Genomic DNA, 19,331 nt, shown 5'->3' on the forward strand with positions numbered 1-19,331 from the left:
CAGGATGGGCAGCATCATGGAATTAGTTTCTACTGCTGAGGCCACAATTCTGCCAGCCGCTTATTCCGTCCACAACGGCTACGGTAAAACTGATAGCGCAGCGGATTCTTTAAATAGTAATCCTGATGGTACTCTTCGGCAGGGTAAAACTCGGTGGCAGGTAGCAATTCGGTGGCAATCGGTTGATCAAACCGGCCTGAATTCTTTAGTGCGACCAGGGACGCCTGCGCCTGTTCGTGCTGCTCTTCATCCGCATAAAAAATAGCAGAACGGTACTGATTACCCACATCACAAAATTGCCCATTTCTGGCAAGTGGGTCAATCATTGGCCAGAATGCCGCCAGCAGTCGAGTGTAATTGGTTTTGGTCTGATCGTAGTAAACCTTGACTGCTTCGATATGCCCGCTTTGCCCCTGGCTGACCTGTTCATAGGTCGGATTGGGGGTTTTACCACCGATATAACCGGAAATCGTATTGGTCACACCATACACCTTGTCAAAATCAGCCTCCACGCACCAAAAACAACCACCAGCAAAAATAGCGAACGCCTGCCTGGATATATCCATACCTTCTTTGGGCGCTTGGTCAGTATCGGCATGCGCGCTGATATCCGCCGAAAGACTGGTAACGATCGAAGCGAGAAATATCAATTGGTTTCTCATTTTCTTCAGCCCCGAAGTTCAGGGATCAACTCCCCCTGAAGTATAAATTTAAGCGCGAGACCATTATTACACCAGCGCTGTCCAAGCGGTGGCGGGCCATCATTGAACACGTGCCCCTGATGGCCGTCACAACGGGCGCAATGATATTCGGTACGCGGCATGATCAACTTGTAATCACGTTTAGTCGCGATGTGCCCTGCAATCGGCTGGGTAAAACTGGGCCAGCCGGTACCGCTGGAATATTTGAATTTGCTTTCGAACAGAGGCAAATAACAGGCTGCGCATAAATAAACGCCATCACGAGTTTCCTCATTGAGAACACTGCTGCCAGGAGCTTCAGTGTCTTCGTCAAAAAGCACCCGGTAAGCCTCGGGGGTAAGTAACGCCTGCCATTCTTTATGAGATTTATTCAGAGGCGTTACAGTAGCGGTATTCATGATCGGTTGTACCTCGAATTCAGTTTGACGGAAACAGGCAGAGAGGATGGGCAGGGCCACCCACACAGTCATACTTTTCAAGAAGATTCTTCGCTGCATGATAGCCTTCCGGATTTTATAAGTAACGATAATGTGACCATTTTCCCACGCTCAGGTTGCAATCGACAGACACAGAGTCAGTATCCTCTACACCCGATTTTGTTACTCATGCCGGATAACGTGTGGCATGGCCGATTTCAGATAGTAGAACATCGACCACAACGTCAAAACTGCCGCCAGATAAATCAGCCAGGTACCCACGATAAAAGCATCAAAGGTACTGCCGACAGGGTCATGGAAGAGCAGCAACGGAATAGCTACCATTTGTGATACGGTTTTGATCTTTCCAAGAAAAGAAACGGCCACACTTTTCGATTTGCCAATTTTAGCCATCCATTCGCGTAATGCTGAAATGGTGATTTCACGGCCAATGATAATGAGCGCAATCGGGGCATCCAATCTTGCCAGATGAACCAGCACGATCAGCGCCGCCGCCACCATCAGTTTGTCAGCAACAGGATCAAGAAAAGCGCCAAAAGCAGAAGTCTGGTTGAGCACCCGGGCCAGATAGCCATCAAGCCAGTCTGTCAAAGCCGCACCGACAAAAATGATGGTGGCAGCAAGATTCTGCTCGCTGGGCGAGAGCCACTCAGGAGGAATATAGAATATCCCGACAAAAAGTGGGATCGCGAGAATACGCAGCCAGGTCAGGGTATTGGGAAGATTAAGAAGCATGACAAAACCAGTGTATTTCAGTGAATGGAAACCCGCACGGGTTTCATAGCATATCACTCCCGACCCGTAAAATGGCTCCCATCTGTCACTATGCAAGTTGATTCATGAGAGTAATGCTATGCACCATAAGCAATTCACCGGCGGACAACGATACCAGATCTCTAATTTGAAGAAGATGGGATTAAAGTAGCTTGATGCGGTCCGCTTGAATTTTCCGCCAGAGCCCCCCCCCGACCCGCTCCATCGATGATTAGGGCATAAAACGCTTCATGGTATCCTGCAGAACCTCATTTCCGGGATGGCTATCCCATGCCGATTGCCATATTTGCCTGGCTTCTTCAGTGCGGCCATTCACCCACAGCAGCTCACCAAAATGGGCGGCAATTTCCGGATCCGGTCGGGCGGCAAAAGCAGTATTCAAATAATCCAGACCCTTTTTCAGGTCGCCCATGCGGTAATAGGCCCAGCCCAGGCTATCCATAATGTAGGGATCCCCAGGAGATAACTCAATGGCTTTCTGAATCAGCGAGAGCGCTTCCGATAAACGTAAACCACGATCTGCCAAACTGTAACCCAAGGCGTTATAGGCATGCGCGCTATTCGGTTTTAATTCGATCAGTTTGCGTAAATCCTGCTCCAGAATATCCAGCTTGCCCAGTTTTTCGGCAATTAGTGCCCGGTCGTAAAGTATCTCGGGCTGCCGGGGAGTTTCGTTCAGTTGTGTACTGAGCAGATTGTACGCCTCAAGATTGACCCCCTGTTCCCGCAACAGTTGTGCCTCGGATAGAATCAACTGCAAGCGTTGTTCTTCATCGAGATAACGAACTGCTTGCAGGTGCTCTCTAGCGGGAGCCAGACCATCCTGACCAGCCAGCAGAAAAGCATAACGTATTTGTGCCGGAATATAACGCTCCCCACCGGTTACTCTGCGATAGGAATTCATCGCTTCGCGGTTACGCTGTGAGGTTTCGTAAATACGCCCTAAATTAAAATTAACGGAATTGGTGTCTTCAAATCCCAATTCGAGCGCTTTCTTGAAATAGTGTTCTGCATTGCTGTAGTCATTCAGTTCAGCGGAAAGCAGACCGATAGCCAGTGCAATATCCGGATTAGACATATTCTCTGCTTCCAGACGCTGGAACTGTTCACGGGCCAGACCAAATTTTTTGTTTACCATCAACGCACGGATATAGGCAATCCGCAGGTCATTGGCTTTCGGATATTGATCCAGGTAGTGCTCATAAAAATTGATGGCAGCCGAATTATCCAGTTTTTGCAAAATCTGACCGCGATGAATTGCCGCCATTTCCCACGCTGGCCGCAATTTGAGCGCTTTTTGCATGGCCTCAGATGCCAATTTCGGTTGATCTGCTGTCCAGGCAGCCTGAGAGACAGCAAAATGGGCTTCTGGCAGTTTATCGTAGGGGCGCGCCAACTGCCGAACCAGTGTCAGTATTTCTTGCTTGTCAGCATGGCGAGATAGCAGCTTGTTGATCTGTAGAAAAGATTTATCTACCGCATCCGCTTGCGAAGCCAATAATTTTTCGAGATGCGGGCGCGCTTTATTTAATTGACCGGAGTCCACAAATAAAATAACTGCAGCCTGCTGTGCTGATTGTGATTGCGGCTCAAGCGCTACCCACAAATTAATTGCCTCTTGCGCAAGTGCGGGTTGCTGGGCACGCAGGGCAATGTCGGTTGCTCGTTCAGCAACCCGGGCATTTCGGGTGACGCGCGCCAACTTCGCATAACTTTCGGCAGCTACATCGGGGCGATCTCGCTGCAGCGCCGTTTCCGCCAGCAAAAAATCGAACAGTGTTTCTTCAGTCAGGGTGGAATCAAACGTCAGACCGCTGGTTGCGGTCAAATCGGCGACCGTTTTGCCTGGACTATGCTGAATCGCCGAATCAGACCCGGCCTGACTGTCAACTCTGGGTAACGGTGCGCATCCCATCATAACAAGCAACCACCCAAGCAACAGCATCATTATTTTAATGTTCATCTAGTTAACCTTATTTCAACCTTAATAGCGTTCAACACCAATCTAAGACCGAACATACACCCGCCCGGTTCTTATTTTACGGCATATCAAAATAATCCCGACAGGTTTACGGCATTTTCATTCGAATGGATTGGCTTTTCCTGTCGGTGCAGATTGGGAGAATGGATTATCGACGGGCTTAGCACTCGATTGCCCAAAAGGATTGGCTGCCCCCTCCTTGGTTTTGTCTGGTGAGGAAGCGTCGCGGCCGGCAGTTTTGGCCGCTGCCCCGGCATGCACAAACTGCCAGTCCTGATAATCCTTAGCTTTTTCGAATTTAGAGTACTCCTGAGGGAATCCAGCCCGTTTTATTGGTTGCGCAGTAGCCAGACTATATACTCCTGTGATCCCCCCATTTTCCTGTTCGATCAGTCCCCATTCAAAACTGTTGGTCATCGGATCATAAAAAATTTTTCTCAAATGCCGCAATGATTTGGGTCCTCGCTTATCTTCAAGAAGTTGTTCCAGTTTTTCAGGGTAACGGCTGGCGGTCGTCCCTGCCTGCGCGGCATCATGATAGGACGTGATGGCCAGACGAAATTGATCACCGATAAAAAGCAGCTCCCGCTCCTTTTCCCGCTGGGAAGTGGTTTGCCAAACCTCTCCGACAGCTCCCAGCATGACCCCGGCCAGCATAGTAGCGAATAACGTCCAGATGTAGATATAACCCTGTACTTTGCTGCCGCCCATCACGCTACCACTTCTCGTAGAAAGTTCCATCGAGTGCCTGCTTGTCTGAAGTCGTTCGGACGTCATACACCCCTTCCATACTTTCATCTGGTGGTGGTATTTCAGCCCACACTGGCTGTTCCATGACGGGATCCAGCGGAATAGCGCGGATATAGCGTTCATCAACCAACTGCTGCAAGCTCTGTGGATACTTACCTGTGTCCGAGAAATATTTGTCAATCGCATCACGCATAATGGCGAGATTCTGCTTGAGAACGGTTTCCCTGGCGCGATCTACCGAAGTGAAATAACGGGGCGCCACAATACTTAACAAGGTAGCGATGATTGCCATCACCACCAGCAGCTCGATCAGGGTAAAACCCCGTGTAACGGGAAATACGATACGCTTGAGCATGGCTACCATTGGTTATAGGGGATACCGTTCAAACCCTTTTGCTCCGATAAGGAGTAAATGTCAAATATGTCATCCCCTTCATCGGGATTATCCGGTGGACTTTCATAACTGCGCTTGCCCCAGGTTTCTGCTGCAGGCACTTCAGGATCAGCAAACAGGGGATCACGCGGTAATCGACGCATGAAAAAAATTTTTTTTTTGTCGGGGGTCTTGATATCCGCCACTCCCATTTCCAAATCTTCCAGCTTACGGGGATAACCCATTTCATCCGCCTTCTTTTCCACCCGACCCTCATCAGCCGCCAGTTTGTAGGCATCAATTGCAGTACGGATTTGCCGCAAAGCGGTACGCAATGCTTGCTCCTTCTCCCGTTTGACCATCATTTCCTGCAATGGCATGGCAGCCGACGCCAGAATAGCCATGATGGCGACCACAATCATCAACTCGATTAATGTGAATCCGCAGTTATTAAATTTTGGCAACATCAATGCGTTAAAAAAACAGTATTCCCATGTTACTGCAACGTGATATTCGCCACAGGAGGAGCCTGAACTTCAACGGCGTCACCCTTTTCATCCTGTACCCGCACGCCATCCACTGAAATAGTGGTGGTGCCTGTATTAGGGCCAATGACTTTGAAACGCAAAATACTGGTCATACCTGTCGGTTGCTCACGCCCCAGTTTAAGCGTACGCGATCCAGAATTTTCGGCACCATCCATCAACTCCAGGGTGTCCCCGTCATAGGTCAGATCAAGCTCACCAGTCAATTGGGTATTTTGCGTAGCCAGACGCACCGTAGCGGTAAATTCCCGCCCCATGGCTACACTGGCGGGCGCTTGCAGGCTAAGTGTCGGCACGGGTGAGCGCGCTTGTGCGGCAGCGGCTTCAAAAGGATTGGTAGTTTCCTCATTATCCCGCGCTTCAGAACGCAATGCCTGCTCAAAAATAGTGCCCCTTCCCAAACCGCCTGCCCCTCCGCTGGGCAGCACGCTCAAGGATTGCGGTGCAGTTTTACGAATATTGACCGGAATATTGCCAGCGGCACTGGCGGTACCAGAGTGGAACTCGCTCTCAAAATTATTGGGTTGGATAACATTACGAACAATACGTGGCGTAATCAGCAGAATAATTTCTGTTTTGTCGCGTGTAAGCTCTTGACTGGCAAATAGCCTGCCCAACACAGGAATATCCACCAGGCCAGCGATTCCCTCCAGCCCTCTTTTGTCTTGATCCTGAATCAGCCCTGCCAGTACCTGGGTTTCGCCGTCACGCGAGGAAAGCAGTGTCTCGGCTGTTCGAGTACCTATCCTGAAAGCGGTGGTCGTGCCAGATTGTTCTCTTGCACCCAACGTACTGACTTCCAGCAAAATTTTTATGGAAACTTCGCTATTCAACGAAATAATGGGTTCAACTTCCAGTTTGAGACCAACGTCAAGAAAAGTAACATTTTGTGATACAACGCCGGTTGCCGTTGCATTTGAAGAGAAAATAGGAATTTTATCACCAATTAATATTTTGGCCTTCTCGCGACTTTTCACGCGGATACGCGGATTGGCCAGAATTTCATTCGCTGTCAATTGCTTCCTTAAATCAAGCGTAACGTTATTTCCAATCGTAAAATTACGCAGCCCATCCGCATTGATTTGACTTAATTTGGTGACAGCAATGCCTGCAACGTTACCCACTCCCGGCGTTCCGCTGAAAGTAGCGCTGGTCGGCGTATTCAAGCCAAGATTAAGCACCTTGATACGGTTAATTTCCAGCACTTCAACATCCAGCATGACTTCCGGATCAGGAAAATCGTTGATGGTGACCAGCCGCTCCACCAACCGAATCATCTCCAGGGTGTCACGCATGATGAACAGATTCAATCGCTCATTGACATAAATATCACGGGCCTTGACCAGCCCGCGTACCATCGCCACCATCTGTTTGACATCAGTATTATTAACATGAAAACTGCGTATGACCAGTTCCTGATAGTCCTTCTGCTTGGCGGGTGTATCCGGATAAATCAGCAGGGAATTGTCGTTGAGCACCTTATACGCCAGCTGGTTCGTCAGGAGAATGAGCTTTAACACATCCTCGATCGGGTTATCACGGACGAAAATCGAGGTTTTGGCTTCCTGCTGCACGGTGCGGTCAAAAATGAAATTGATGCCCGCTGTGCGCGAAATCAGTTCAAAAATAGTTTTCAGCGGTGCATCGCGAAATTCCATGGTGATAGGCTTATGGAAAGCCGACACCAGTGACAATTGCGATATTTCGGCCCGTGCGATACGTTCACTCAGCTCGTCGACCAGCTGCCTGGCATCAGACTGCGCCGGGTTTTCAGCAAGGATACTGCGGGTAATTTTTTCTGCCGCTTCAATCTGATTGCTCGCCAGATGTTCCCTTGCCTGACTGGCCAGTCTGGCATGTTTTCTGTCGAGTGCAGCCAAACCCAGCCCGGCAATGGCACGCTCATTATTCGGCACCATTCCCAGCACCCGTAAATAGACTTGCTCAGCCGCATCGATGTTACCGGTCAGCAGTTCGTTGTCTGCCTGGAACAGCAATTGCCCGGCTATCGATTCCTGTTCCCGTACCAAGACGACCTGAATCTCTTTATTTTCGGGTTCTTCATCAGCGGCTTGCTGCAGTTTACTCAAACCGGCTTCAAACTGTCCTTCTGTAATCAATTGTTTGCCCTGCAGAAAAGCGGGGTTCTTCGTGGTGTAACTGGCACAGCCTGCCATCCAGACAAGCAAAAAACACATCAAAATATTTTTACTGGCACTCATCAGGTTTTTCCGGGTGTTTTCTCATTAATTAAAAGTTTTTGTTTGATCCCCAGTGGCAGGTAAGTCCATTCGAGGAAGTCATCGCGGATACTGTCCAGACGGTACAGACCTTCAATCCGCTCGCCAATTTTGGTCGCATAATTTTTGTCCTGATGCGTCAAAAACACACGCGTAACCCGACCATCGCTAACTCGGCCCAGATATTTGATCGGCAGCGGGGGAGCAATGGCGGGTGCCGATACAGGAGACGTTTGTCGCCCCCTTCTGGCAGCAAGAAAGGGATCATCTTCATCATCTTCGTCTCCCCCTGCCCCGCCACCCGCTCTTCTTCCGGCATTTACAGGCACTGGTTGCCAGGAATTCACCGCAAAAATATCATCCGCTTCCGCCTTGAAGGTACGTTTTCCCAGCTGATCAACCGGAAGTGCCTGGTTAGCCCGATTGTCAGAAGTTTGTGTACGCCTGTCTACATTACGGGTGGGCAATACCGCCTCTGCCGCGTTATCCACCAACAATTCTTCTGGCTCCTCGTCTAGTACAATGACCGCAAGCAAGGTAGCAGCCAGCGCACCCCAGAGAATGATTTTACGCACAGGCAGGTTAATCATGCCTGTACTCCAGATAGCAGAAAATAATGCCGTGCAGTAACGCAGCGTGAACAGAGAAAAATTCAGTAATCATATAAATATAGATACATGCCCAGATTAGCGTCGATTCTGCCGGTCTGAATATTCTCACGCTTGATGACAACACTGGCCAATGCCAGAGCAGGCACCGCCTGCAGCGCATCAGCAATAAAAGCGCGGATTTGTGGATAACTTCCCCGTACAGGCAGCTGGATTTCATAGCGCGCCAGCTTGGCCTCTTTTTCAAGGATCAGACGGTAATCCCCTCGGCTGACTTCCACTCCCCGGTTTTTGGCAATCTTGTCCAGCTCATTGATCCAGAATGGAGAAGAATCACTGCGCGGGAAAAAATCATAAAATACCTGTAGCGCCTGATCATCATTCAACTGGATTTGCTCAGGGAATTCGGCCCGTATGCTTTCCGCTGATTTGACTTTCTTTTTTAATGTATTCTTGGCGTGCTCTTGCGGCAAAACCGCTGCAAACAAGACAACCAGCGCCAGTACCAGCATACCCGCACCCAGCTTGCCGGGATTACTCAAACACGCCAGACGCCAGCGTAACCTGATCAACGATTGACTCAAACTGAATTTCGCCATGTTAAATGGAATCCACCCAGGTAAACGCAATCAGGAAGTTAACCGGGCGCTGGGGATGGTCCTGCCTGATCCGGTAATTGACCAGGTGCACATTCTTAAAAACAGGCTCCCTTTCCAGCGCTTCAACATATTCAACGAGCCCTTGCAGATTTTTTGCCTCACCTGAAATACGAATGGCGCGACTGGCCACGTTAGGTTGCAACGACAGTAACGCAACTTCCTTGCTGGCTGCCAGCTCCAGCGAATCAAACACCGGTTCCCACGGCAGATTAAGCCAGCTGATAATTTCTCCAGCCTGTTTCACCTCCTGCTGCGTAACCTGAGTGACACGTGTCGTTGTCGTTCTGGGAGAGCCACGCTGCTTTTGCTGTTGAATCAATTGCATTTCACGCGCTTCCCATTTTGCCATTTTGCCCATGGTGACTTTAAACAGAAAAAAAACCATAATCAGGGCGAGTATTCCTAACAACAGCAATAGATAGTCAACCAGACCTATGGGCTGGCTTCGGTAAGGAAAAGTTAATTTAAGGCTGCGCATAGGCACTCGCTTGGTTTTCTGGGGATATCGCAAAGGGGAAATGGGCAGGAACCGGCTGTTCTGATTGTGTCAGTCGTTCAAAATACCATCCCTGCGCCTGCGGTGACTGCCAGTCGATTGTATCAGGGGCAAATACCTGCACCCGTCGCGGCTGAGCAATATCAACCGGTTGATCCGTCAGAATCGCTTCCTGCTCCATTGCAGACAATAGCTCCTGCTCGAGATTACCAACAATCCGCTGATTGCGGATACTCCGCCAACGTCCAGCCAGAGTGGATACCAGACAGAAACGGTTACTTTCGATCAGTACAAACCACAGCTGCTCACTGGACAGTTTCCCGGACCAATAGTCCAATACCGCAGCAAGATAGGGTTCGGTATAGCTAAGTTTCCATTCGTGGCGCACGGCAAAATGCTCAAGTGCCGCCAGCAAACCCAATGACACTCCCGCACATAGCCCCCCATTCAAGGGATCCCAATTACTTACGCTCAGCGCCCATTCTTCGACACGCTCTCCGTAAATTTCGCGCATCTGAAAACCCGCATAGGCCATCATTTCATCAGGATTGGCCAAAGTTGGTTGTGGCGCGATCATTCCATAACGCACAAAATCATCTGCCAGCGTTATCTGTAATTCACTACCGGTCTTAATCTGCGCATTGAGTGGTTCGATGAGCTGTTCAAGCTGATTCAGCGGCCATTCCCACGGCAATGGTTTTACAGTCAGATCAGCCAATGACGGACATCCGGCACGCTGTCGGAATAAGGGCAACGGTTTGAAGCCACGTGATTGCCCAGCAATAATCACCTGGTCGGGCGCTAAAAAAACCTGCAATTGATCACGCCACAATCGTGACACGGTTTGCCTCCTGTAAGCTGGTTTGCCCGGATTTGACCATATTCAGGGCGGCTTCACGCAAGAAATGCGTACCATTGTTACGCGCAGCCTCCTTGATGCGGCGAATCGGCGCCTGAGCAACGATCAGTTCCCGGATTTCATCATTCAGCAATAAAATCTCCGCAATGGCATTACGTCCCCGATAGCCGCTACCCCGGCACTGCCCACAGCCTTTTGATGTCTGGAAGTTATACTGCTTCGCTTCTTCGGGTGAAATGCCTGAGGTTTCAATCAGCTCATCATCAGGCTGCTCCGCTGCCGTGCAATGTGAACACAACACCCGCACCAGACGTTGCGCAACGATACCATTCAGTGCCGATACAAAGCTGTAGGGATCCACGCCCATGTGTGCAAAGCGGCCAATAACATCGAATACATTATTGGCATGCACGGTGGTAAACACCAGATGGCCGGTAAGTGCCGCCTGAATGGCGATCTGGGCTGTCTCGGCATCCCGGATTTCACCAACCATAATTTTATCGGGATCATGCCGCAGAATGGAACGCAGACCACGCGCAAACGTCAATCCTTTTTTTTCATTGACGGGAATCTGCAGCACACCTGGCAATTGATATTCGATCGGATCTTCAATAGTAATGATCTTGTCATGGCCGTGATTGACTTCCGAAATCGCGGCGTAAAGTGATGTCGTCTTGCCACTGCCAGTCGGCCCCGTCACCAGCAGCATGCCGTAGGGCTCGGAACTAAGACGGCGAATACTGGCTATGGCCGCACTATCGAAACCAAGCTGATTGAGCGTTAAGCCATCGACATGATCAGTCAACGCTTGCCGGTCGAGTATCCGCAGCACAGCATCTTCACCAAAAATACTGGGCATAATGGAGACGCGAAAATCAATCTCCCGCCCCTGGATCTTGACCTTGAAGCGACCATCCTGGGGAATGCGGCGCTCGGCAATATCGAGATCGGACATAACCTTGATACGCGAAATAACCTGCTCAGCGAGGTCCGCACCCTGCATCACGCCAATCGTTGACAGGACACCATCAATACGATATTTGATCGACAGCGCACCCGGCGCGGTTTCAAGATGAATATCACTGGCCTGGGATTTATGCGCATCATACAAGGTGGACTGCACCAGCCGTACAACCTGACTGGTTCCTTCATGGATGGTTTTGAGGGACAGCTCCTCAATACCCGCATGCAGCAGGTTTTCCTGTGAAGCAGGCAGAACGTTGTCCATTGCCCGCATGCTGGCTTCCTGCTGAGTAAAAAAAGCGGTCAGATCAGCTGGATGCACCAGATACCATAATGCGTCCACCGAGATGAATTCTTCTGCCCACGCGCGCAGCCCCGGACGAAACGGATCACTGACTGCCAGCAAGCAGATCGAATCTTTTTGTAGTAACACGCATTCCTGTTTAACCGCCTGGGCAAAAGGCAGCAGGTCAAAAGCCGGTATTGCCGAGTGCAAATCCTGCATTGCCAGCACCGGCATATGCAACATCTTGCCAAGTGCGGCAGTCAGCTCTTCGGGCGTGCCGGAAAACTCTTCTTCCAGCGCCTTGACCAACGAAATTCCACGAGAAATAGATTGTTCGCGTGCCAGCGTAATCTGATGAGAGTTAATAACCGGAGCGGCTGGGAGAATAGTGTCTGTCTGAATCAATTGATACTGCCTGCCAGCTCAAAAATAGGAAGATACATCAGAATAATAATGCCACCAATAACGGTTCCAATCACCGCCATCAGCAATGGCTCGATCAGTTTAGTTGTCCATTCGACCCAACGGTTAATTTCTTCATCATGAAAATTGCCAATACGTTCCATCATGTCGCCCATCATGCCGGTGCGCTCCCCGACACGCAACATGCGACTGCCAACCGCAGTCGTTAATTCGGCGCTTTGCATCGCCTCGGAAATGGTTTTACCTTCCCGTATCAGGGTCGCGGCAATCTTCACCCTCGGTCGAAAATGCGGCTGTAAAAGATTGCTGACCATTTCCAGCGCCTGCGTAACCGGAATACCACCACGCAGTAACATACCCAGTGTTTTGTAGAAGCGTGCAAGTTGATATACCCGCATTCTTTCACCAACAGCAGGAATTCGCCATAACGCCTGTAGCAGCCTTGCCCGAACCTGCGGCTGGGAGAACGTGTAGGCAATCGCCATCAGTATTGCTATGGCGATAACCGCCAGCACCCAGCCATTTTCCTGTACAAGATGTCCCCATTGAATCAAAAGCATCGACATCCAGGGCAAATCCGTACCAATGTCCTCATAGATTGCGCTGAATTTGGGTACGACAAATACCAGCAAAAAAACGGCCACCAGTAAACCCAGCACCAGGAGCAGTACCGGATAAATCGATGCTCCCACTAATTTTTTGCGCACCAGATCCATTTGAGACTGATAGACCAGATAACGTGTCAGCGCTTCGGCAAGATCACCCGTGCGCTCACTTGCTCGCACCGTGGCAACATACAACGCTGGAAATGCCTGTGGATGAAATTCCAGTACACGCGAAAATGTCATCCCTTCGTATAGGCGCGTCAGCAGATTACGCAGCAGTTCGCGCACCGCGTTATCTTCTTCTTTTTCAGCCAGTGTCTCGATACTTTCTACCAGGCTCAATCCCGCGCTCAGTAACGCGAGTAATTCCTGCGAGAAGTTGGGTAAGGGAAAACGGGCATTGGAGAAACGCGGCAATAATTCCGAGAAATTTCGCCGCACACTGAGCACCATTCCGCCCTGAGCGCTGATCTTCTCACGCACCTCAGCTTCGCTGCCCGCTTCCAGCTCAAGCGATACCGTTCCCTGTTTGACCAGCAATGCCTTGACCTGATAACGCATAATTATTGGTGATGAGATTTAACCGTTACCAATTGGATATATCTGCATTCTCTTCCGTTCCACCCGGCTGTCCATCCTTACCAAAGGAGAACAAATCAAAATCACTCCGTTCTCCCGGATATTTATATTGATAAGGATTGTTCCACGGATCCGCAGGCAGGCGCTTGCTCAAATAGGGCCCCTGCCACCTGGGTTCATTTCCGGGATTGGCGAGCAAGGCATTCAAGCCCTGTTCGGTACTTGGGTAATGCCCGACATCCAACCGGTATTGATGCAGCGCTTTTTCCAGGGAATCAATCTGAGCCTGCGCCATTTTGACTTCCGACTTACCCACCTGTGAAAAATATTTGGGGCCGACATAAGCAGCCAACAGCCCAATAATGACCATCACTACCAGTAATTCCAGCAAAGTAAATCCACGTATACTAGTCATGCGTGGCAATACGCAAACATGCTTCATATCTTAATGACCTTTGATTTTGAAATTGAATAACCGGACAATTCTTTGCAGGCTCGTACACAGTTAGGTATCGTGCTACGCAAGAATCACAGCAACAAATCTTGCTGGCGTGAATGACAACAACAATCGTAACAGATTTTTTTTACGTTTAACCAGATGCAAATAGTAGAGCTGCGCCCCATCCAGGTCAAGCGGAAATTAGAACTCAAGGATATCGAACAAAACCTGTATCTCACCACCGCGCTTCTTGGCCTGATTCACAAGCCTACTTGCCCCTAAAGTCACCAGACAAACTTGAAGCCTATCAGGATAGTATTACATTTATGAGACTAAAGTTCACGAAAATGCAGGGTTTAGGCAATGATTTTATTATTATCGATAATATTCATCAGACGTTTGCACCGGATGCAGGACAAATTCGCCACTTATCAGACCGTCACTTTGGCATCGGTTTTGACCAGCTGTTATTGGTGGAAAAAGCCAGGGGAGATGCCGATTTTCGTTATCGCATATTCAACGCAAATGGCGAAGAAGTTGAGCAATGCGGCAATGGCGCACGCTGCTTTGTCCGTTTTGTACATGAACAGGGGTTAACTGATAAAAAGACTATCCGGGTCGAGACACTTCAGGGAATCATTACCCCCACACTGGGAACAGATGGTGATATATCGGTCAACATGGGTACTCCCTGCTTTGAACCGGCGGATATCCCCTTTCAAGCAAGCCATCGCGCACTCACTTATCCATTGATTTTAAACGGCAAGCAGATCGAGATCTGCGCGGTATCCATGGGCAATCCCCATGCTGTACAGATCGTACCCGATATCGAACAGGCACCGGTTACCCGTGAAGGGCCATTGATCGCTACCCACCCCTGTTTTCCCAAAGGAGTCAATGCCGGTTTTATGCAAATCATTGATCGCTCACATATTAAGCTACGGGTTTTTGAGCGTGGCGCAGGTGAAACCCTCGCCTGCGGCACGGGTGCTTGTGCTGCAACTGTTTGTGGCATTCTGCTGGGAAAACTGAATCACGATGTTCTAGTCAGGACATCAGGCGGCAATCTCCGTATCCGCTGGCAGGAAGGAGATCAACCCGTGTGGATGACGGGACCAGCAGAAACGGTATTTACCGGCGAAATCGAACTATAAGACAAGGGTGGGGGGTTCGCTATTCTCGGACAGCCCCCCCAGGAGCCGTGAAGAAAGCAGATTTCAAGCTGTCATTCCGTGATGGCGCAGTAATGCCTCAATATTCGGTTCACGCCCCCGGAAGGCAACAAAAGATTCCAGCGCAGGGCGACTGCCACCTACTGCGAGAATTTCATTCCAGAAACGCGCGCCGGTGTGCCGGTTAATGACCTGACCCGCACCATTTTCCTCAAACATACTGTAAGCATCTGCTGATAAAACCTCCGCCCATTTATAGCTGTAATAGCCAGCGGCATACCCCCCTGCAAAAATGTGCGCAAAACTGTTTGGAAAGCGGTTAAATTCAGGGGGAATAATGACCGCCACATGGCGGCGTATTTTATCCAGTTGCTGCAACACCGTCTGGCTGCCCTGTGGATCGAAATCGGTATGCAGATGCATATCAAACAGTGCAAATTCAATCTGGCGCAAGGTCTGCAGCCCACTCTGAAAATTTTTGGCGGCCAGCATTTTGTCGAATAACGCACGCGGTAGTGGCAATCCACTGTCCACATGCGCAGTCATATCTTGCAAGACATCCCACTCCCAGCAAAAATTTTCCATGAATTGACTGGGTAGTTCGACGGCATCCCATTCCACGCCATTGATACCGGATACGCCCAGCTCATCGACCTGAGTGAGCAAGTGATGCAGCCCATGGCCAAATTCATGAAAAAGGGTGATCACTTCATCATGGGTAAACAAGGCCGGACGCAAGTGACCACCCATCGTTACCGGAGCGGAGAAATTACAGGTGAGATAGGCGACGGGTGTTTGAATCTCAGAACGGCCAATTTCTGGTACTTCAATACAGCGGCGCGTGATGGCATCGTCCATCCAGGCGCCGCCGCGCTTTCCGGGACGAGCATAAAGATCAAGATAAAACTGCCCGATCATCTCTCCCTTACTGCCAACAATATCAAAAAACTTGACTGTCTCATGCCAGCGTTGCACCGACTGATCTGCTTCCTTAATACAAATCCCATAAAGCGACTCAACCAGCTTAAACATCCCTGGCAGCACCTTGTTTTCCGGAAAATACTGTTTGACTTCCTGATCAGAAAACGCATAGCACTCGATACGCAACTTTTCACTGACATAGGCAATATCCCAGGCTTCCAGCTCATTGAGCTTGAGCTTCTCCGCAGCAAACTGCTTGAGTTGGGCGAAATCTTTGACAGCATAAGGTTTCGCCTTGGCGGCCAGTTCATTGAGAAAGTCCAGCACCTGTTGTGGAGTTTGCGCCATTTTAGGAGCAAGCGAAACCTGTGCGTAACAGTCATAACCCAGCAACCGGGCTTCTTCTTGACGGAGTCGCAGAATCTGCTGAATCAATGGCATATTGTCGCGACTGGCTTCACCTTCATCCAGTGCTTCGAGTTCACTGGCGCGGGTAGCATAAGCGCGATACATCCGTTCGCGTAACTCCCGATTGTGCGCATACTGCATGACCGGCAAATAAGAAGGAGCATGAAGGGTAAATTTCCAGCCGGAAGTAGTCATTTCCGGATCATTCTGCGCCGCTTGTCTGGCTGCCTCCAGAACATCCTCCGGTATACCAGCGAGTTGCTCCTCGCATTCAACAAACAAAGAAAAAGTGTTGGTTGCATCGAGCAGATGGTCACTGAATCTGGCACTCAATGCCGATAATTCTTCCTGAATCTGCATCAATCTGGTTTTATCAGCAGACGGTAATTCCGCACCACCGAGGCGAAAATCACGCAGCTGGTTTTCGATAATTTTTTTGCGTGCCTGACTCAGGCCTTTGAATTCCGCGCTCTCGTGTATTTGCTTGAATTTAGAAAACAATACCGGATCCTGGGATATCTCAGCATAGTACTGGGTAATACGCGGCAAATTAGCATTATAAGTTTCACGCAGCTCGGGAGTATTCACTACGGCATTCAAATGTGCTATTTGTCCCCAGGCACGGGCCAGGCGTTCATTGACATCGACCATTGGTTGTATAAAGTCCGGCCAATCTGCTGGAGTAGCAGCCTTCCCGATTGTTTCCATTACCGAGCGACAATCGCGTAACAGTTCATCTATTGCCGGTGTGATATCTTCGTTGCGGATAGCCTCGAAACGGGGCAAGCCGGAAAAATCAAGTAGCGGGTTCCTCATAGATCGTCCAGTATTGAGTTAAGAATAATATTAAAAAAATGTCATGGATATTGCGATTTCAGGCACGGTAGACGGGATGTCCAGCAATAAAGGTGAACTTAACTTTTCCACACAGCTCCGTACCTATGAAGGGTGTATTTTTTCCCAGACTATTAAGCGTCTGTGGGGTAACTACCCAGTCACACTCAGGGTCAAACACGCACAAGTCTGCACGTTCGCCCGGAATCAAGCATCCACCCTCAATGCCTAGAATGCCGGCAGGACGGCTCGTGATACGTCCCAGCGCCTCAACCAGGGGCAGGCGTGCCTCACGTGCCCACTTGAGTGTCAGGGGTAGAAGCAGTTCCAGTCCGGTTGCACCCGGTTCAGCCTGGGCGAAAGGAACCAGTTTGGCATCATCATCCACCGGGGCATGATCCGAGCAGATCGCATCAATAGTCCCATCCAGCAAACCCGCACGCAATGCTTCCCGATCCTCAAAACTTCTGAGTGGCGGAATCAGATGGCAATTGGCATCAAAAAATCCGATATCCATATCAATGAGGTGAACGTGATGAATTGCGACATCACAAGTCAGGGGAAGCCCCTGCTGCCTGGCGGCACGCAGCATCGCTACCCCTGCCGCACTGGAAATACGGCAAAAATGAACACTGGCGTCCGTCTCTTTCATCAGTGCAAGTATATTAGCCAGTGCGATGGTCTCCGCAGTCACCGGGATGGCCGGCAATCCCAAACGGGTTGCCACTTCCCCTTCATGCGCCACACCATGATTAGCCAGATAGTGATCTTGCGGGCGCAACCACACCTTGAAGCCAAAGGTGGCAGCGTATTGCATCGCGCGCATCAACACATGCAGATTCGCAATTGGCGCATCCGCCTGGCTGAATGCGACACAACCCGCATCGTGCAACTCCGCCATTTCGGTTAGACGTTCACCCTTGAGTCCCTGCGTCAGAGCGCCCACCGGATAGACCTGTGCCCGGTCAAGATTCCGGGCACGATGTTTGAGCATTTCCACGAGTCCAGGCTCATCCAGCGGTGGATCGGTATCCGGCGGGCAGGCAAGACTGGTCACTCCCCCAGCAACCGCAGCTTCCTGCTCCGATTCAAGGGTGGCCATGTATTCCAGGCCAGGTTCGCGCAAGCGTGCCGCCAGATCCACCAGTCCCGGAATCACAATCAAACCTGTCGCATCGATTCTTTGGCATTCACCAAATCCGTCTGGCTGGCTACCTATTGCCGCAATTCTGCCATCCGCCAGAAAAAGATCACTCACCTGATCCATTCGGCTTTGAGGATCAATCAATCGCCCATTTTGAATGCAGATTTTCATGGTACTCAACTTTGAGAGCCGACAAGCATTGACATAACCGCCATACGTACCGCGATACCAAAATTCACCTGAGGCAGAATCACAGATTGCGCACCATCTGCAACATCGGAATCAATTTCGACACCTCGGTTCATGGGTCCGGGATGCATAACGATTGCATCAGCTTTTGCCAGCGCGAGTTTTTGAGGTGTCAGGCCGTAATATTTGAAATATTCTTCACTGCTCGGCAAATGTGCGGATTGCATGCGTTCATGCTGCAAGCGCAGCATCATCAATACATCCACATCTTTCAGTCCTTGCGACATATCGTGATAAACATGTACTCCAAGACGCTCAATTTTTGCCGGCAGCAGGGTTTTGGGTGCAATAACGCGAATCTCGGGCACGCCCAGGGTAGTTAATGCATGAATCTGGGAACGCGCCACCCGAGAGTGCAGTACGTCACCCACAATCGCAACACGCAGCGTATGGAAGTCCTGTTTATAGCGACGAATCGTAAACATATCCAGCAATGCCTGGGTGGGATGGGCATGCCAGCCATCACCGGCGTTGATGACATGAATTTCTGGCCGCACATGCCGGGCGATCAGATGCGCGGCGCCACTTAAATTGTGACGCACCACAAAAATATCGGCATGCATGGCGGCCAGATTATCGACGGTATCCAGCAGTGTCTCACCTTTGGTTTGCGAAGAGACCGCCATATTCAGATTGATCACATCGGCAGAAAGACGTTTAGCGGCAATTTCAAAGGTGGTACGGGTACGCGTGCTGGGTTCAAAAAACAGATTGAATACTGATTTGCCACGCAGCAGCGGAATTTTTTTGACATCTCGTTCAGTAACGCCCACAAACGATTCTGCGGTATCGAGTATCTGCTCCAAAATGGATGCAGACAATCCTTCCATGGTCAGCAGGTGCTGCAAGTCTCCATTGGAATTTAACTGTGGATGTCTGCTCATA

General features: G+C 50.0%; 19 protein-coding genes. 1 reads left to right on the top strand and 18 read right to left on the bottom strand.

Features of this window, described 5'->3' with window-relative positions:
* Nucleotides 1-29: 29 nt before the first annotated feature.
* The 15 genes from msrA to gspG all read right to left on the bottom strand — a co-directional run bounded on the left by msrA (nt 30) and on the right by gspG (nt 13,721).
* The gene (gene msrA / locus IPG31_05595) at nt 30-662 is read right to left on the bottom strand and encodes a peptide-methionine (S)-S-oxide reductase MsrA (protein ID MBK6617854.1); all 633 of its coding nucleotides are present in this window, start codon (nt 660-662) and stop codon (nt 30-32) included.
* Between the two features lie 5 nt (nt 663-667).
* Nucleotides 668-1,198 (bottom strand): peptide-methionine (R)-S-oxide reductase MsrB, encoded by a 531-nt coding sequence (gene msrB / locus IPG31_05600; protein ID MBK6617855.1) that lies wholly within the window; start codon nt 1,196-1,198, stop codon nt 668-670.
* A 102-nt stretch (nt 1,199-1,300) separates the two neighbouring features.
* Nucleotides 1,301-1,873, bottom strand: coding sequence for a CDP-diacylglycerol--glycerol-3-phosphate 3-phosphatidyltransferase (pgsA, locus tag IPG31_05605; GenBank protein ID MBK6617856.1), 573 nt, complete (start codon nt 1,871-1,873; stop codon nt 1,301-1,303).
* Nucleotides 1,874-2,123: 250 nt separating this feature from the next.
* The gene (locus IPG31_05610) at nt 2,124-3,875 is read right to left on the bottom strand and encodes a tetratricopeptide repeat protein (protein ID MBK6617857.1); all 1,752 of its coding nucleotides are present in this window, start codon (nt 3,873-3,875) and stop codon (nt 2,124-2,126) included.
* Between the two features lie 117 nt (nt 3,876-3,992).
* A complete protein-coding gene (locus tag IPG31_05615; protein MBK6617858.1) occupies nt 3,993-4,604 on the bottom strand; it encodes a type II secretion system protein in 612 nt (203 codons plus the stop codon).
* Nucleotides 4,605-4,608: 4 nt separating this feature from the next.
* Nucleotides 4,609-5,007 carry a prepilin-type N-terminal cleavage/methylation domain-containing protein gene (locus tag IPG31_05620; protein ID MBK6617859.1) on the bottom strand — a complete coding sequence of 133 codons (399 nt, stop codon included), beginning with the start codon at nt 5,005-5,007 and terminating at the stop codon, nt 4,609-4,611.
* Entirely contained in the window at nt 5,001-5,483 is a 483-nt protein-coding gene (locus tag IPG31_05625) for a type II secretion system protein (protein MBK6617860.1), read from the bottom strand. Before IPG31_05625 ends, IPG31_05620 begins: the two co-directional genes overlap by 7 nt.
* 29 nt (nt 5,484-5,512) lie before the next feature.
* The gene (locus IPG31_05630; protein ID MBK6617861.1) at nt 5,513-7,783 is read right to left on the bottom strand and encodes a secretin and TonB N-terminal domain-containing protein; all 2,271 of its coding nucleotides are present in this window, start codon (nt 7,781-7,783) and stop codon (nt 5,513-5,515) included.
* Entirely contained in the window at nt 7,783-8,391 is a 609-nt protein-coding gene (locus tag IPG31_05635; GenBank protein ID MBK6617862.1) for a hypothetical protein, read from the bottom strand. The genes IPG31_05630 and IPG31_05635 overlap by 1 nt, the downstream gene beginning before the upstream one ends.
* A gap of 62 nt (nt 8,392-8,453) precedes the next feature.
* On the bottom strand, nt 8,454-9,008 hold the full coding sequence (locus tag IPG31_05640) for a hypothetical protein (GenBank protein MBK6617863.1): 555 nt from the start codon (nt 9,006-9,008) through the stop codon (nt 8,454-8,456).
* Nucleotide 9,009: 1 nt separating this feature from the next.
* A complete protein-coding gene (locus tag IPG31_05645) occupies nt 9,010-9,546 on the bottom strand; it encodes a PilN domain-containing protein (GenBank protein ID MBK6617864.1) in 537 nt (178 codons plus the stop codon).
* On the bottom strand, nt 9,533-10,405 hold the full coding sequence (locus IPG31_05650; GenBank protein ID MBK6617865.1) for a hypothetical protein: 873 nt from the start codon (nt 10,403-10,405) through the stop codon (nt 9,533-9,535). Before IPG31_05650 ends, IPG31_05645 begins: the two co-directional genes overlap by 14 nt.
* On the bottom strand, nt 10,386-12,074 hold the full coding sequence (locus IPG31_05655) for a type II/IV secretion system protein (protein MBK6617866.1): 1,689 nt from the start codon (nt 12,072-12,074) through the stop codon (nt 10,386-10,388). Before IPG31_05655 ends, IPG31_05650 begins: the two co-directional genes overlap by 20 nt.
* Nucleotides 12,074-13,261 carry a type II secretion system F family protein gene (locus IPG31_05660; protein MBK6617867.1) on the bottom strand — a complete coding sequence of 396 codons (1,188 nt, stop codon included), beginning with the start codon at nt 13,259-13,261 and terminating at the stop codon, nt 12,074-12,076. The genes IPG31_05655 and IPG31_05660 overlap by 1 nt, the downstream gene beginning before the upstream one ends.
* Nucleotides 13,262-13,286: 25 nt before the next feature.
* Nucleotides 13,287-13,721: a type II secretion system major pseudopilin GspG gene (gene gspG, locus IPG31_05665; protein ID MBK6617868.1), complete on the bottom strand. Its 435-nt coding sequence runs from the start codon at nt 13,719-13,721 to the stop codon at nt 13,287-13,289.
* A gap of 323 nt (nt 13,722-14,044) precedes the next feature.
* On the opposite strand from gspG, the gene dapF reads away from it, so the two are divergent.
* Entirely contained in the window at nt 14,045-14,872 is an 828-nt protein-coding gene (dapF, locus tag IPG31_05670) for a diaminopimelate epimerase (GenBank protein ID MBK6617869.1), read from the top strand.
* A gap of 63 nt (nt 14,873-14,935) precedes the next feature.
* Here dapF and IPG31_05675 read toward each other — a convergent pair whose 3' ends face one another.
* Genes IPG31_05675 through IPG31_05685 form a run of 3 tightly spaced genes read right to left on the bottom strand, consistent with a single transcriptional unit; the run spans nt 14,936 to nt 19,330 of the window.
* Nucleotides 14,936-17,035, bottom strand: a complete 2,100-nt coding sequence (locus tag IPG31_05675) for a M3 family metallopeptidase (protein MBK6617870.1) — start codon at nt 17,033-17,035, stop codon at nt 14,936-14,938.
* A 58-nt stretch (nt 17,036-17,093) separates the two neighbouring features.
* Entirely contained in the window at nt 17,094-18,368 is a 1,275-nt protein-coding gene (locus IPG31_05680; GenBank protein MBK6617871.1) for a dihydroorotase, read from the bottom strand.
* 5 nt (nt 18,369-18,373) lie between these two features.
* Nucleotides 18,374-19,330, bottom strand: a complete 957-nt coding sequence (locus IPG31_05685; GenBank protein ID MBK6617872.1) for an aspartate carbamoyltransferase catalytic subunit — start codon at nt 19,328-19,330, stop codon at nt 18,374-18,376.
* Nucleotide 19,331 lies beyond the last annotated feature (1 nt).

Source organism: Nitrosomonas sp., assembly GCA_016703745.1.
Lineage (GTDB): Bacteria > Pseudomonadota > Gammaproteobacteria > Burkholderiales > Nitrosomonadaceae > Nitrosomonas.